The 16,000-nt window shown below is 45.3% G+C and carries 17 protein-coding genes; 16 read left to right on the forward strand and 1 reads right to left on the reverse strand.

The genetic code is table 11. The features are described 5' to 3' along the window. Positions 1 to 203 precede the first annotated feature (203 nt). From OIM03_05450 to rnc, 8 genes are all read left to right on the forward strand, one after another. A complete protein-coding gene (locus OIM03_05450; protein HJI73720.1) occupies positions 204 to 728 on the forward strand; it encodes a DeoR family transcriptional regulator in 525 nt (174 codons plus the stop codon). A 12-nt stretch (positions 729 to 740) separates the two neighbouring features. Next, a complete protein-coding gene (gene plsX, locus OIM03_05455) occupies positions 741 to 1,805 on the forward strand; it encodes a phosphate acyltransferase PlsX (protein ID HJI73721.1) in 1,065 nt (354 codons plus the stop codon). A 3-nt stretch (positions 1,806 to 1,808) separates the two neighbouring features. Continuing rightward, positions 1,809 to 2,801 carry a ketoacyl-ACP synthase III gene (locus OIM03_05460; protein HJI73722.1) on the forward strand — a complete coding sequence of 331 codons (993 nt, stop codon included), beginning with the start codon at positions 1,809 to 1,811 and terminating at the stop codon, positions 2,799 to 2,801. A gap of 121 nt (positions 2,802 to 2,922) precedes the next feature. Further along, complete coding sequence (gene fabD / locus OIM03_05465; GenBank protein ID HJI73723.1) at positions 2,923 to 3,861, forward strand: ACP S-malonyltransferase; 939 nt, start codon at positions 2,923 to 2,925, stop codon at positions 3,859 to 3,861. Between the two features lie 2 nt (positions 3,862 to 3,863). Then, positions 3,864 to 4,607, forward strand: a complete 744-nt coding sequence (fabG, locus tag OIM03_05470) for a 3-oxoacyl-[acyl-carrier-protein] reductase (protein ID HJI73724.1) — start codon at positions 3,864 to 3,866, stop codon at positions 4,605 to 4,607. Between the two features lie 45 nt (positions 4,608 to 4,652). After that, positions 4,653 to 4,886 (forward strand): acyl carrier protein, encoded by a 234-nt coding sequence (locus tag OIM03_05475; protein HJI73725.1) that lies wholly within the window; start codon positions 4,653 to 4,655, stop codon positions 4,884 to 4,886. A gap of 191 nt (positions 4,887 to 5,077) precedes the next feature. Next, positions 5,078 to 6,325 (forward strand): beta-ketoacyl-ACP synthase II, encoded by a 1,248-nt coding sequence (gene fabF, locus OIM03_05480; protein ID HJI73726.1) that lies wholly within the window; start codon positions 5,078 to 5,080, stop codon positions 6,323 to 6,325. Further along, positions 6,322 to 7,056, forward strand: a complete 735-nt coding sequence (gene rnc, locus OIM03_05485; protein HJI73727.1) for a ribonuclease III — start codon at positions 6,322 to 6,324, stop codon at positions 7,054 to 7,056. The genes fabF and rnc overlap by 4 nt, the downstream gene beginning before the upstream one ends. A gap of 93 nt (positions 7,057 to 7,149) precedes the next feature. Here the strand turns inward: rnc and OIM03_05490 are convergent, their stop codons facing one another. Continuing rightward, entirely contained in the window at positions 7,150 to 7,695 is a 546-nt protein-coding gene (locus OIM03_05490; protein ID HJI73728.1) for a rubrerythrin family protein, read from the reverse strand. A 379-nt stretch (positions 7,696 to 8,074) separates the two neighbouring features. Between OIM03_05490 and OIM03_05495 the strand changes: the two genes are divergently transcribed. From OIM03_05495 to cobA, 8 genes are all read left to right on the forward strand, one after another. Next, entirely contained in the window at positions 8,075 to 8,701 is a 627-nt protein-coding gene (locus OIM03_05495) for a DUF47 family protein (GenBank protein ID HJI73729.1), read from the forward strand. Continuing rightward, a complete protein-coding gene (locus OIM03_05500; GenBank protein ID HJI73730.1) occupies positions 8,694 to 9,686 on the forward strand; it encodes an inorganic phosphate transporter in 993 nt (330 codons plus the stop codon). The genes OIM03_05495 and OIM03_05500 overlap by 8 nt, the downstream gene beginning before the upstream one ends. A 156-nt stretch (positions 9,687 to 9,842) precedes the next feature. Beyond that, entirely contained in the window at positions 9,843 to 10,703 is an 861-nt protein-coding gene (gene ylqF, locus OIM03_05505; protein ID HJI73731.1) for a ribosome biogenesis GTPase YlqF, read from the forward strand. Further along, complete coding sequence (locus OIM03_05510) at positions 10,700 to 11,482, forward strand: ribonuclease HII (GenBank protein HJI73732.1); 783 nt, start codon at positions 10,700 to 10,702, stop codon at positions 11,480 to 11,482. Before ylqF ends, OIM03_05510 begins: the two co-directional genes overlap by 4 nt. Before the next feature lie 192 nt (positions 11,483 to 11,674). Further along, positions 11,675 to 12,292 (forward strand): bifunctional precorrin-2 dehydrogenase/sirohydrochlorin ferrochelatase, encoded by a 618-nt coding sequence (locus tag OIM03_05515; protein ID HJI73733.1) that lies wholly within the window; start codon positions 11,675 to 11,677, stop codon positions 12,290 to 12,292. Next, entirely contained in the window at positions 12,276 to 13,544 is a 1,269-nt protein-coding gene (gene hemA, locus OIM03_05520) for a glutamyl-tRNA reductase (protein HJI73734.1), read from the forward strand. The genes OIM03_05515 and hemA overlap by 17 nt, the downstream gene beginning before the upstream one ends. Next, positions 13,534 to 14,463: a hydroxymethylbilane synthase gene (gene hemC, locus OIM03_05525; GenBank protein ID HJI73735.1), complete on the forward strand. Its 930-nt coding sequence runs from the start codon at positions 13,534 to 13,536 to the stop codon at positions 14,461 to 14,463. The genes hemA and hemC overlap by 11 nt, the downstream gene beginning before the upstream one ends. 22 nt (positions 14,464 to 14,485) lie before the next feature. Beyond that, positions 14,486 to 16,000 carry a uroporphyrinogen-III C-methyltransferase gene (cobA, locus tag OIM03_05530; protein HJI73736.1) on the forward strand — a complete coding sequence of 505 codons (1,515 nt, stop codon included), beginning with the start codon at positions 14,486 to 14,488 and terminating at the stop codon, positions 15,998 to 16,000.

Here is a 16,000-nt window from a genome sequence, read left to right on the forward strand (position 1 = left end):
ACTATTGTAAAAATATGGATCAGAGGATAAAATCACCAGAGTATATCTTTGAGAAATGAGAGCGCATAGAGACGAAGAAAGCAGGATTTACGGGATTTGATGAGTGCAGATGCACGCTTGTTTTCAAAATAAGTTATACAGGGCTTGCGTGATTGTGGTATAGTATTATCGGCAGGTGATATAAGGTGGGTGAAAAACGTAAAATGGATAAAAATGCCAGAAGAGAAGAAATGCAGAAAATACTGCGTCAAAATCCGTGCCTGACAGATGAAGATCTGGCAAAGCATTTTTCTGTATCCTCAGCGACGATCCGTCTGGACCGGCAGACTCTGGGGATTCCGCAAATGCGCGAACGGATGGAACAGCTCGTTTTCGGACATCCTTCCGAGTACGTTGAAGGTGTTCACGTATTGGATCTCGATGTCGGTGTAAAGGGTGTAGGCCTTTTCCGGACAACATCTGAAATGGCAGATTCAACAGGAGCAGTGGCAGGTGACAAACTTTATGGTGCAGCCTCAAATTTTGCAGAGAAGCTGGCTGGTGTCCCTTTTGCACCCACACAGGTCGGAAATATTAAATACAAAGTTCCGGTAAAGCCGAATACCGTTCTGGCCGTCAAGGGCAGAATCGTAGTGATGAGAGGCAAGAAAAAGTACATATATATTGGATTTTTTGACGGCGACATAGAAGTTTACCGCGCAAAATTCATTATGGAGATTTTAAACTGATGGAGGCATTCCATGGAAAAAATAGCCGTTGACGCAATGGGCGGCGATTTTGCGCCGCTTGAAATTGTATTGGGCTCCATACAAGCCGTTAGAGAATTCAAGATTCCGGTTGTGCTTGTAGGGGACAAAGAACAGATTTTAACGATTCTGAAAAATAATCATGAAGAAAACAATCCTCTGATAGAAATTCACCATGCGTCTGAAGTCATTGAGATGGGAGAACATCCCGGACTGGCTTATCGTAAGAAGAAGGATGCGTCTGTATCAGTCGGAGCCCGTCTTGTGAGAGCCAAGGAATGCGGAGCCCTCGTTGCTCCGGGATCTACTGGTGCAGCTGTCACTGCCGGACTTCTTGGAATCGGACGAATCAAGGGAATTGAACGTCCTGCCATACTGACTCCAATTCCAAATGAAAAGGGAAGGTACACTTACCTGATTGATTCAGGCGCAAGTGCCCAGCCCAAGGTAGAAACGTATGTACAGAATGCAATATTGGGATACATTTATGCTTCTAAAGTGGCAGGCATCAAAAATCCGCGTATCGGTCTTTTGAATATCGGTGAAGAAGATACGAAGGGAAGCCCGCTTGTAACAGAAGCAAATAAAGTTCTTCAGAACCAGTCTATTATTCCTTTCTCGGGAAATGCAGAAGGAAGAGACATCATGACTGGAGAGTTTGATGTTGTCGTTACTGATGGTTTCACAGGAAATGTTGTCCTTAAATTCGGCGAAGGTGCAGGCAAGCTTGTCAAGACATTGCTGAAAGACGCTGTGACTAAAGGCGGGATCCGGGCAAAGATCGGAGCACTGCTTCTTGCTCCGGCTCTGAAGAAATATCTTGCCAAACCTATGGATTACGCTGAATATGGCGGAGCTCCACTTCTTGGCATCAACGGCGGACTGATTATCTGCCATGGTGCATCCAAAGCGAAGGCAATCAAAAATGCTATCCGCATGGCTGAAGATGTCTGCAAAGAGAATTTGGACAAGGTAGTCACTGAAACGCTGGCACAGCTGAACGAAAGCACAAGGACAGAAAGTGAAGAGGAAAAGTCAGTAACGGATAAGGAGATTTAATATATGGCTGAGCTACGATTTGCCGGTATTCTGGGAACCGGCCACTACGCGCCAGAGAAAATCCTGTCAAATGCCGACTTGGAAAAGATGGTAGACACATCTGACGAATGGATCCGGACGCGGACAGGGATCGCAACGAGGCACATTGCTTCTGCATCAGAAACCACATCGGATCTTTGCGTAAAAGCAGCTGAAAAAGCGTTGGAGGCTGCGGGAAAAACAATTGATGATATTGATTTTATACTGGTCGCAACAGCTTCTCCAGACTATGTCGTGCCATCTACAGCCTGTATGGTTCAGGACAAGATGGGTGCAGCACATGCAGGGGCCATGGATATCTCTGCAGGCTGCTCCGGATATATTTATGCGGTAGCATGCGCTTCCAACATGGTCAAGGCAGGCATGTATGATAATGTACTGGTCATAGGTGCTGAAATTCTTTCCAGGCTTGTTGACTGGCAGGACCGTTCTACATGTATTCTCTTCGGCGATGGTGCAGGAGCGGCGGTCATTGGACAGGTGGATGAAGGCTACGGCCTTCTGGCATCTGAACTTGGATCCGACGGAAGCCTTGGCAAAATTCTGAACATCCCGGCAAGCGGCGTGGCAGAACCTGCTACGCACAGAGCTATTGATTCGAAACGTATTTATATCCATATGGAAGGCTCGGAAGTGTTCAAGGCGGCTGTCCGTCATATGGGGCAGACGACACTCAGCACTTTGGAAAAAGCAGGCATTACCAAGGAAGATATCAATATGTTCATTGCCCATCAGGCCAATGACAGGATCATCCAGTCTCTTGCCAAGAAACTCTCGATCCCGTCTGACCGGATGTATGTCAATGTTGACCGCTACGGCAATACATCTGCAGCATCGGTCGGTATCGCTTTGGATGAGGCTGTCAGGGCAGGTCTGGTAAAACACGGAGACTATGTTGTTTTGACCGGCTTTGGAGCAGGCTTGACATGGGGCTGTGATGTCCTTCGCTGGATGTAACAGGGTTCATAGATCCATTCGCTGGACTGGTTGTCACGATAATAAGACAATATTATTTCTATATAATATATAGTATATAGTATATAGTAAAAAGTAAGCTGTATTTACATGAGGTGATACGATGAAAATTGCATTTCTTTTCCCAGGACAAGGTTCACAGAAGGTAGGAATGGTGCATGATCTTTATGAAAAGTACGATTCTGTAAAATCGCTGATTCATGAAGCTGATGATACCCTTGGATTCTCTATTTCCAAAATGATGTTTGAAGGTCCGGACACAGAACTGATGAAGACAGAATTTACACAGCCGGCCATTCTTACTGCCAGTGTCGCAGTATGGCAGGTACTTAAGGAAAACGGGATCAAAGCAGATATTGCTGCCGGACACAGTCTTGGCGAATACTCTGCCCTGGTAGCAGCAGGCGCACTTTCCTTTGCTGATGCCGTTCATACCGTTCATCTGCGCGGAAAATTCATGCAGGAAGCTGTACCGCTCGGAAAGGGCGCTATGGCAGCTGTCATCGGACTTACACCTGATGAAATCGTTAAGATCTGCGGAGATGTTTCTACCGAGGATGCTCCTGTGCAGGCGGTTAATTTCAACTGCCCGGGGCAGGTTGTTATTGCAGGCGAAGCAGGTGCCGTAGAAAAAGCCTGCGGGGCACTCAAGGAAGCCGGTGCAAGAAGAGCAGTCATGCTTAAAGTCAGCGCTCCATTCCATTCTACTTTGATGGAACCGGCTGCAAAACGTCTGAAGGAAGTACTTGACACAATCTCAATTCATGATACACTGATTCCTGTCTTTGCAAATGTAAATGCAAAGGAAGAAACAAAGGCAGATGAGATCAGAAAGAATCTGGTAGATCAAGCTGCTCATGCAGTACACTGGGAAGAATCTGTGAGAAATATGATTGCCGGCGGTGTTGACTGCACTGTTGAAGTAGGACCTGGCACTGTGCTGTCCGGATTCATGAGAAAAATTGACCGCTCCGTCACCAATCTGCATGCTGAAGATATAGATACAATAAATGAAGTCGTTTCAACATTGAAGGGAGAATAATGATGGAGAATCTGGGAAAGACAGCACTTGTAACAGGTGCATCACGCGGTATCGGCAGAGCAATTGCTCTTATGCTCGCATCAAGAGGATATGCAGTAGCTCTTAACTATGCGGGAAGCCGCGAAGCTGCAGAAGCAGTAAAGACTGAAATCGAAAACGCCGGCGGAAAAGCATTCACCATTCAGGGAGATGTTTCAGTCAGCGAAGATGTCGATCGTATTTTCAAAACGATCAAGACAGAATTCGGCGGTCTTGATGTTCTTGTAAACAATGCAGGCATCAACAGAGATGCTCTTTTGATCCGCATGAAGGAAGAAAACTGGGATGCAGTTATTGCAACAGACTTGAAGAGCGTATTCCTTACGACTAAAGCTGCTGCTGCAATGATGATGCGCAAGAAAAATGGTGCTATCGTAAATATTTCTTCCGTCGTTGGTCTGACAGGAAATATCGGCCAGGCCAACTACGCCGCAGCCAAAGCAGGCATTGTAGGATTTACGAAAGCCTGCGCAAAGGAACTGGCAGCAAGAAATATCCGTGTAAATGCTGTGGCTCCAGGCTTCATCGGTACAGATATGACCGACAAGATTCCTGAAGATCTCAAGGCTAATATGCTTCAGTCCATTCCACTGGGCCGTATGGGTCAGGCTGAAGACGTTGCAAAAGCGGTATGTTTCCTTGCATCTGATGAAGCAAGTTATATTACCGGACAAGTTTTGAATGTAGACGGCGGAATGGTTATGTAATATAATCTAAAAGATACGAATACTTTGAAAGGTGGTGAAATCTCAATGAGCACATTTGACAGAGTCAAGAAAATCGTAGTTGATCAGCTCGGCGTTAACGAAGCTGACGTTACTATCGATTCCACTTTTATTGACGACCTGGGCGCTGATTCCCTCGATATTGTTGAATTGATCATGGCATTCGAAGAAGAATTCGATATTGAAATTCCGGATGATGCTGCTGAAAAGATCAAGACAGTAAAGAACGCTGTAGACTATATCGACAGCCAGATTCAGTAATAAGTAGTGAATTTGATATTCATAATGGGGCCGGGGAAGTGTTTTGCTTCCCCGGTAAACCAATATGATAGGGAAATTGGGGAAAATGCCTCAAAAAAGCGGATTACGTATCTGCTGTCATCCGTTTTTTTGAGGTTTTGTCCTGGGATCGAATACATAATAATCATATTTTTTTAGTGAGGTGCTCCTTTATGGAAAAGAGAAGAGTCGTTATTACAGGGATGGGTGCAGTAACCCCTGTTGGTATTGGAACAGAAGAATTCTGGAATGCATTGCTGGCAGGAAAATCCGGCATCGCTCCGATTACCGAATTTGATGCTACAGATTTCCCTGTAAAGATCGCAGGCGAAGTCAAAGGCTTTGATCCTGAAAAATATGTTGGGGATAAAAAAGCTGTACGCCACATGGACAGAAATGCCCAGTTCGCTGTAGCAGCAGCTAAGATGGCAGTTAGCGATGCAAAGCTGGATATGGCCAACGAAGATCCAAACCGTGTAGGAACTATTATCGGAACGGGTATCGGCGGTATCAAGACGATGGAAGATACCGTACACCGCATCGATACCCGCGGTTCTGCAAAGGTCAACCCGTTTGCTGTACCGATGATGATTGCAAACATGGCTTCCGGCCAGATTTCCATTACCTTCGGCCTGATGGGACCGGTGCTTGCTGATGTAACAGCATGCGCTTCCGGCAACAATGCAATCGGAAGAGCAACAAGAATGATCCAGTACGGTGATGCTGACGTCATGTTTGCCGGCGGCACCGAAGCTGCAGTAGCAAAGACACCGATGGCTGGATTTGCTGCCATGAAAGCACTCTCTTCAAGAGACTGCCCTCCGGAAGAAGCATCCTGCCCGTTTGATATCAGACGTGACGGATTTGTTCTCAGTGAAGGCAGCGGCGTCCTGATTCTTGAAGAACTGGAACACGCTAAAAACAGAGGCGCACATATTTATGCTGAAGTTATCGGCTACGGCACAAATGGTGACGCATACCATATTACAGCTCCAAGACCGGATGGCGAACTTGCAGCACGCTGCATGCAGAAAGCTATCGATGATGCAGGAATTTCTCCAGAAGACATCGATTACATCAACGCACATGGCACATCCACAGGCCTTAACGACAAGAATGAAACCAAGGCAATCAAGAAAGTACTTGGAAAACATGCATATGATATCGTTGTCAATTCAACAAAATCCATGACAGGACATCTTCTTGGCGCTGCTGGCGCAGTTGAAGCAATCGTCTGCGTCATGTCCATTATGAACAATAAAGTTCATCAGACACTGAACCTGGTTACTCCGGATCCGGAATGTGATCTTGACTATGCTCCGGAAGGCCCGAGAGATATGAAGGTCGATGTAACCATGTCCAATGCATTTGGCTTTGGCGGACATAATGCTGTTGTTATACTGAGGCGCTATGAAGAATGAATCATTCGGAAATAAGACGGAAGGAACGTCTGGCAGAAGTGAGGGAATTTGCTGAAGAGAATCAGATTCCTGTGCAGAACATTCAGCTGCTAAATACTGCATTGACACATACGTCTTATGCGAATGAACATAAGAATGAAGTGATCCATGACAATGAGAGACTTGAGTTTTTAGGCGATGCAGTCCTGGATCTTGTTGTCGGTGAATATCTTTTTCTGCGTTTCCCCTCATGGCCGGAAGGCGAACTGACGAGAGCTAAAGCCAGTGCAGTATGCAAGCCGGCTTGTGCAGAATGTGCTGCCAAGTTTCAGGTAGGGAAGTACATGCGTCTTGGAAAGGGCGAAGAACTTTCCGGCGGGCGTACAAGGATTTCGATTCTTGGAGATGCCTTTGAAGCTGTTATCGGTGCCATTTATCTGGATAATAATTATGAGGTCGCTGCCCGCTTTATTCTGGGGCATCTGAAAAAATTCCTTGACCTGATTGATCAGGGTGATTATGACCATGATTACAAATCCGATCTTCAGGAACTGGCGCAGAAGCACGGAGACGTGGATATCCGCTATGACGTTGTCAGAGATGAAGGCCCCGATCATGACAAGACCATTTGGATGAAGATCATGATTAATGGCAAAGACTTCGGTACGGGCGTTGGAAAAAATAAAAAAGAAGCAGCGCAGAAAGCTGCTAAGGAAGCAATAGAGCGTATCCATAAGGGAGAACGCTTTTAACGAAAATAAAAAGCTGTGAAAACGAATCATCATTTTCACAGCTTTTTTGTTACATTAAACAACATTCATAAGAAACCGGAAGCAGATGGAATTTTAATAATTCTCAGCTTTGATTTCGAAGAAGGATCTTGGGTGACCGCAGACAGGACATTCAATAGGAGCTTCTACGGATTCAACCGTGTAACCGCAGTTAGAGCAAATCCAGAGCTTCTTTTCGCCTCTCTTGAACAGCTTTTCGTTTTCTACATTGGCAAGCAGAAGCTTGTAACGGGTTTCATGGGTCTTTTCAATCTCGCCGACCTTGGAGAAAAGGAATGCAATCTGCGGAAATCCTTCTTTTTTAGCGGTTTCAGCAAATTCAGGATACATGGAGGTCCATTCATCATGTTCGCCTTCGGCAGCCATCTTCAAATGTTCAGCGGTCGATTTTTTCAGATCTCCGACAAGCCAGAACCAGATCTTGGCATGTGCTCTTTCATTATTGGCTGTTTCTCTGAATAAGTCAGCAATCTGACGGGAGCAGTCCGGATCCTTTTCAGCTTCATTGGCAAAAAGATTATATTTCACGTGAGCCTGTGATTCACCGGCATATGCTGCACGCAGATTCTTTTCTGTCTCTGTACCCTTCAGGCGCGCCATTTCTTCCGCAATCTTTTCTCTGTTCATAATATACACTCCTTTACCCTAAAAAACGAGCGGCTTTGCATATCCGCTTCTTTTATTTTCAGTATAGTTTCATTAGATATTTATGTCAATTCGTATATGACTTGCAGCCGATTTGACAGGTTCATCGGCTATAAATTTACACTTTGGTGCTTTTAATTGAGACTTGATTACCACTATAGCTAAAAGGAATGGATGTATTGGTTCGTGATACAAAAAATATATAAAAACTTGACTTTGAAAGCACAAAATTTACATACATTTTACACAGGTAAGGTAACATTGGAAATAGGGTAAATTTTTCATAAAATTAAAAATTAATAATAATATTAAAAAATGGAGGATATCAGATATCATGTTTAGTCTGGTTAACAAGCATGAAGAGTTCTTTGATTTTCTTGTGACAAATGCGGAATATTTCCACAAGGGAACTGTCATGGCAAAAGAGGTTCTTCAGGATCCTTCCAAGCTGGAACGTTATTCCAAAGAAGTAAAGAATCTGGAGCATTCTGCAGATCGTGTAACTCATGAAATTACTACTAAGATGCGTCATGTTTTCATTACTCCGATTGACAGGGAAGACTTCTTCCTCCTGACCAGTACACTTGATGACTGCGTTGATGATGTACAGGATGTCGTATTGAGCCTGAAGCTTTATCATGCAGGAATTGGCTGGGAACTTCCGCTGCGTATGTCGGAAATTCTTATTGAAATATCCAATGAACTGATTATCCTCTTCCGTCTTCTGAAAGATATAGATAAGAATGAAACAGAAATAGGGGAACGTACAAGAAAGATCAATTCGCTGGAAAGTGAAGGCGATGCTGTTTACAGAAATGCGATTTCAGATCTTTTTGACGGCACTCATGAAGTCATGGAAATCATACGGTGGAAAGAGATCATGGAAGCAATGGAAGACACTGCCAATCGTGCAGAGAAGGTGGGGAACCTGATTAAAGAGGTGGTCATGAAATATGCCTGATATCTACATGATCGGAGTCGTTATTGTATTGGCACTGTGTTTCGATTTCATCAACGGATTTCATGATACGGCCAATGCAATTGCCACCTGTGTTGCAACGCGCGCGTTAAGCCCTCGTGTTGCAATCATCATGTCGGCTGTATTGAACTTTGTTGGTGCAATGATTTCAACGGGCGTCGCTAAAACTATTGGCGGAGAAATTGTTACATCTCCTCACATGGTCGATTCTGTTGTTCTGGCAGCTGCTCTGGCATCTGCCATTCTCTGGAATCTCTTTACCTGGAGAATCGGGATGCCTTCGAGCTCCTCTCACGCACTGATCGGCGGCGTTATAGGTGCAGTCATCATTTCTTATGGAACAGGTGCTATTCATCTGGCCGGCGTTCTGACCATCGTGCTTGGCCTCGTCTGCTCGCCTGTAGTAGCCTTGGTCATGGGTTATATCTTAATGACTCTCTTATACCTTATTTTCCGCAATGTAGGAAAGTCCAGAGTCAACTATGTCTCCACCCATATTCAGATCCTTTCTGCCGCACTTATGGCATTCTCCCATGGATCCAATGATGCACAGAAATCCATGGGCATCATCACACTGGCGCTTCTTTCTGGAGGCTATATCGGAGCACTTGAAGTTCCGTGGGAAGTAAAAGTTGCCTGTGCTCTTGCCATGTGCTTTGGAACGAGTATTGGCGGCTGGAAAATCATCCGTACTGTCGGCAATAAGATTTTCCGTATGCAGCCCGTCAACGGCCTCGCGGCGGACTTGAACTCTGCAACAATCATTTTCACAGCAACGATGCTTCATCTCCCGGTTTCTACAACTCATGTTGTTACCGGTTCCATTATGGGTGTCGGCTGGGCTAAAAGATTCCGTGCTGTTCATTGGAGCGTTGCTTACCAGATGGTATCTGCCTGGGTAATGACGATTCCATGTACGGCAGCAGTCGGGGCATTTGTTTATCTTGTAATCAGACATATTTATTAATGATAAAAGCGCTGATAATCAAAGCACCGGGGCATTCAAGCCACGGTGCTTTTTGTTTTCATTTTAGTTACAGAAACCTGATGGATATATTGCCATTATAATAGTGCTGTTTATGATAAAATAAGTATAAAAGTAAAATACGCAGGAGGAGATAAAGTGCTTATTCAGTGGTTCCCTGGTCATATGACCAAAACGAAGAGAATGATAGAAGAGCATTTGAAAGCAGTGGATGTCGTCGCCGAATTGCTCGATGCCAGAATCCCTATTTCAAGTGCCAATCCCATGGTAGAAGAGCTTGTAGCAGGAAAGCCCAGAATCATTATTTTAAACAAGGCGGATCTTGCCAACCCAAGAGCCACTGACCAGTGGATTTCATATTATGAAAAAAAGGGCATTCCCGTTTTGCCCATGAGTGTAGGAAACAGCAAGAATAAGAAAAAACTGCTGCAGGTTATCCGTGATACAGCGGAACCAATTCTTGCAAAATGGAAGAGGAGAGGAATGAAAAGCCGCTCTGTCCGTCTGATGATTTTGGGGATACCGAACGTAGGCAAGTCCTCATTGATTAATTTTCTTGCAGGAACAGCAGCGACAAGAACAGCCAATACACCAGGCCATACGAGAGGAAAGCAGTGGGTGCGCCTTTCTGAAGGGCTGGATCTCCTTGATACACCAGGCGTGCTCTGGCCAAAGTTTGATGATCAGACTGCTGCACTGAGGCTGGCAGCTACAGGAGCGATTGCCGGGGATGTGTTCAATGCCAGCGAAGTTGTGGCTGAACTCATGTCATCTCTGGCCAAGACTTCTCCGGAAATATTAAAGGAACAATATAATATAGAAAATCCGGATCAGGATCCGCAGGTTCTTCTTGAGCAGGCCGGACGAAGGAGAGGCTGCCTGCTCCCCGGAGGGAATATAGATTTTGACCGGGCAGAAATGGTCATTTTAAGAGATTTCCGAAATGGCAAGCTTGGAAGAATTACATTAGATCCAATACCGGAAGGGAAAGACGAATGACAATTCAGGAAATCAGGAACATCCTGAAAAATGATGATGTGCCGGCGTCATTGATGGAAGAAATTCTGTCTGATGAACGCAAAGGTGTCAAACAAGCCGTGGTTTCTTACATGAACAGGCTGAGACGCGAAAGCGAAGAACGCCTGCGCGTGGAATCCATGTATGAGAAGGAAAGCGAATTCTACAAAAAAGGAATCAACCTTATTGCAGGGATTGACGAAGTGGGAAGAGGCCCGCTTGCCGGGCCCGTTACCGTGGCAGCCGTCATATTGCCGGCGCACTGGTTTGCAGCCGGTCTCAATGATTCCAAAAAAGTAACGCCCAGGCACAGGGAAGAATTGTCCCGGAAAATCAGGGATGCAGCTGTTGACTATGCCATTGTAAGCATGTCTCCGGAAGAAATTGATTCGCTGAATATCTATGAAGCAACCATGCTTTGCATGTACCGTGCAGTCAAAGAACTCAAGGTAAAACCGGAAGCTGTCATCGTAGATGCCATGCCGCTCCACTTTTCAGTTCCTACGATTTCTTTGATTCATGGTGATGCCATCAGCGCCTCTGTTGCTGCGGCTTCGATTGTTGCCAAAGTATACAGGGATTCATTGATGGATGAATATGATGCCAGGTATCCGGGATATGGATTCAAGCAAAATAAGGGATATGGCACAGCCGATCATATTTCAGCAATCCATCAGCTTGGCATTACTCCGATTCATAGAAAGAGCTTTGAACCCATAAAAAGCATGATTTTAGAAGGCACTTGCATTGAGCAGAAGTAATAGGAACACATTGTTCATTATTTCGCGTAATATTGATAAGTTATCCATGCATCTTTGTTGTCATGAATGGCATTCAGTGTTACAATTTTAAAGATAGAATAATTATAATCAGCTTAATAAATAAAAAGTTCTCAATGAGCTTTTATCCTACTTATATTGAGGTGTATTTGTTTGTATCCTGTCAATCTAAAAGTGGAAGGTATTCCGTGTCTCGTAATCGGAGGAGGGCATATTGCACTTCGAAAGATTAGGAAACTGTTGAAGGAAAAAGCATTGATTACTGTACTGGCACCTGAAGTCTGCAGTGAAATTGGCGATATGGCCGTGAATAAAGATATTCAATGGAAAAAACGGAGCTATGCTGCCAATGACTGGAACGGGTATCAGATTGTAATCACTGCGGCAGGCCGGCGGGATGTAGCGGAAGACATAAGAAAGGAATCCATCGCGCATGGATTCCTTTATAATGCGGCAGACTTTCCAGAGCTTGGAAATTATACGATTCCAGCAAGCTTTAGGACGGGAGGAATACAGATAGCCGTTTCCACCGACGGCAGATCACCAGCTATGTCCAGGTATGTAAAAAAATGGCTTGAAAACAAAATACCTTCGGACTTTCCCCGATGGCTGGACAGGGTGGAGGCAATAAGGCTTGAAGTCCGGGCCGGCATTGCCGACAGCAAGGTACGCGAGGAATTTTGGCATGCTGCCTTTAACGATCAGATTATGGATCTCGTATTACAGGGAAATTTAGACGAAGCAGAGGAGTGTGTACGTCATGCGATTGGTAGTTTTGGGGTTAAATCATAAGACTGTGCCCGTAACTATTCGCGAGCAGTTTGCCGTTTCAGAGGAAAGCGCCAGAAGCGGCCTGCGTCATTTAGATGAGCAGTCAGGAATCAATGAGGCTGTTATCACTTCTACATGCAATAGAACTGAAATTTATGCAGTTCTCGGTGATGCAGGATCCAGGGAAGGATTAATGAAGTTTTTCCTGGCGTTGTCTGGAAATAGTGAATCTAAAGATGAATATTTCTTCTATTATGAAGGAGAGGAATGCATCCGTCATTTGTTTGAAGTTGCTTCCGGCCTTGATTCCATGGTCATTGGAGAAGGCGGAATATTAAATCAGATCAAGACTGCTTATACGCTGGCGTTGGCTGAAAAAGCAACAAAAACAATTCTGAATACTTTGTTCCACCGCGCAATTACAACCGGGAAGCGTGTAAGAACAGAGACACAGATTGCATACAGCGCTGTTTCAGTCAGTTATGCAGCGGTAAAACTCGCAGAGAAAATTTTAGGCGGCCTGGATGGCAGGAGCGCTATGGTATTTGGCGCAGGTGAAGCAGCTGAACTTCTGGTTAAGAACCTTCAGGGAAAGGGGCTCAGCCGCCTTGTCATCACAAATCGTCATTACGACAAAGCACTGGAACTTGCCGGCAAGTTCGACGGGGAAGCCGTTCCGTTTGCCAATGCGCTTTCGCATGCAGATGATATTGATATCATTGTAACTGCTACCGGTGCATCCCAGTATATTGTAAAAGCCTGGGATGTCAGGAACCTGATGATGAGAAGAAGCGTTAAGCCGCTCGTTGCTATCGATATTGCAGTACCAAGCGATATAGAACCTGAGGTTGGGAATATCCGTAATGTTTCCTTGTATAACATGGATGACCTTCAGGAAATCGTTGAAAAAAATATACGTTTCAGAGAGGGTGAAGCGGAAAGGGCGGAAATTATCGTTGAGGAAGAAATCCGTTCCATTGAAGAGAGATTTACTTATCTCAGCACCCGGCCTGTCATGGTTTCCCTGTCAGATAAGGCAGAGGAAATCAGGCAGAGGGAATTGAGAAAAGGAATGGCCAAAATTGATGGCCTTACCGATGAGGATAGAAGAGTACTGAATCATATGACTCATATGATCGTACGCAAAATACTAAGGGAACCAATGATCCATTTGAACGAGCATGCAGGGACAGAATGGGAAACTCCGGATAAAGTCGCTTTGACCCGCTTATTCAAACTGGACGTCAGAAAGGGGCAGGAACTTGAAAAATAGGATCGTCATTGCAACCCGTGAAAGTTTATTGGCACTTTGGCAGGCTCGTTATGTGGCTGGAAAAATTAAGGAAGCACATCCGGAAATCGATGTGGAGCTTCTTCCTGTAACGACCAAGGGGGATCAGATCCTCGACCGGCCGCTCGTTGAAATCGGAGGGAAAGGGCTCTTTATTAAAGAACTCGAAGTGATGCTTCTGGAGGGGCAGGCGGATCTGGCTGTTCATTCTTTGAAAGACATGACGGCAGAACTGGCTGATGGATTGACTCTGGCAGCTGTGACTGCCCGGGAAGACCCAAGAGATGCATTTGTATCAGGAAAGTATGCATCACTGGATGAACTTCCGCAGCACGCTGTTGTCGGTACATCAAGCTTGAGGAGACAAGCTCAGCTTCTTCATTACAGACCGGATCTCACTGTTAAATCCCTTCGCGGCAATGTTCAGACGAGACTGCGTCATCTTGATGAAGGAGAATATGATGCAGTCATACTGGCTGCCGCAGGCTTAAAGAGGCTGGGGCTGGATAGAAGGATCAAATCGTATATTGATACGAATGACAGCATACCGGCTGCCGGACAGGGCGTTATGGCCATAGAGGCAAGGACAGATGATACAGATACGCTGGAAGCAGTTTCTTTCCTGCATAATGCGAATATTGCCTCCTGTATTAAAGCGGAGAGAGCTTTTCTTGCCAAAGTTGGCGGCGACTGCAAAGTTCCGGCCGGAATATTCGTAGTTCCTGATGGAAGAAAGAAAATTGCAGCCAAGGCCTTTATCGCTTCGCCGGATGGAAAAGAATTGTACAGGGGCGAGGATGGAGCCTCAGATGCAGAAGCGGAAGCTCTTGGTGAAAGACTGGCCGAAAGACTGCTCAATGCTGGCGGCCGTGAAATTTTGAAAAATCTTCAGAAAATATAACAATACAAGTGAGGAGACATACATGAATAAGGGAAAAGTTTATCTGATCGGAGCTGGCCCAGGAGATCCGGAACTGCTGACTTTAAAAGGGAAACGGTGCCTGGGAGAGGCGGATGTCATTGTCGGTGATTACCTGGCAGATAAGAGAATACTGAAATTTGCCAAGCCTGGTGCTGAATATATTTATGTCGGCAAAAAAGTAGGCTGCCACACGATGAAACAGCATGAAATCAGTGAACTTCTGGCGGAAAAAGGAAAGGAAGGCAAAATAGTTGCCCGTTTAAAGGGCGGCGATCCCTTCGTTTTTGGGCGCGGCGGAGAAGAAATCGAAGTACTGCGCAAGGCGGGAGTTGTCTTTGAGGAAATTCCGGGCGTAACTAGTGCAATAGCTGCACTGGCTTATGCAGGCATTCCTGTAACTCACAGAGGCGTTGCAGCTTCTTTTACTGTTATTACCGGTCATGAAGATCCGACAAAAGACAAGTCTTCCATCCACTGGGACAAGCTTGCCTGCGGCTCTGATACATTGATTTTCCTGATGAGTGTCGGTCACACAGAACTGATTGCTTCCCAGCTGATGAAGTACGGAAGAAGCCCTGATACACCTGCAGCTTTTGTAAGATGGGGCACAAGGCCGTATCAGGAAACATATACAACGACACTGGAAAATGCAGCCAAAGATGTTGTCGAAAAAGGCATTGAACCACCGGTTGTATTTGTTGTCGGGAATGTTGTAAAACTGAGAGAAGAGATGCGCTGGTTCGATAACCGCCCGTTATTTGGCAAGCGTATCATTATTACAAGATCACGTACACAGGCATCCCGTCTTGCCAATGCATTGGAAGAAAGAAGCGCATGCTGCATTGAAATTCCTACCATTTCAATTGAGGCTCCTTCTGATGATTATGCAGGCATGGACGATGGCATTGAACATTTAGACGAATATAACTGGCTGATATTCACAAGCCAGAATGGCGTCAACTATTTCTTCAACCGCCTGTTTGAAAAAGGGAAGGATCTCAGATCTGTCGGTCATGTTAAACTGGCAGCCATTGGACCGGCTACTGCAAAAGAACTTAAAAAGTACAGGTTGGGCACTGATTTCGTTCCTAAACAGTATAAAGCAGAAGACCTCGTTGAGGGACTGAGGCCGCTTGTCAAAGCAGGAGATAAGATTTTGATTCCCCGTGCCAAAGTGGCAAGAAGCATCCTCCCGGAAGGACTAGAATCAATGGGCTGCGATGTGAACGTTGTGGAAGCGTATACAACGCATCCTGACCTGGGAGGGAAGGAAAAGCTTCTTGAAATACTTGAGAACAAGAAAGCAGACATTGTCACTTTCACAAGCTCATCAACGGTCTATAATTTCATGGATCAGCTTGATGGCCGCACCGAACTCCTGAAAGGGGTCCAGCTTGCATGCATTGGGCCTATTACAGCTGATACATGCAGAAAATATCATTTGGAGCCTGATATTGTCTCTGATGTTTACACAATTGACGGCCTTGTAGATGCTATTGAGAAGGGAGTTCATTAA

The sequence above is a fragment of the Veillonellaceae bacterium genome, assembly GCA_025992895.1.
In the GTDB taxonomy this organism is placed as follows: Bacteria; Bacillota; Negativicutes; order Veillonellales; family Dialisteraceae; genus Dialister.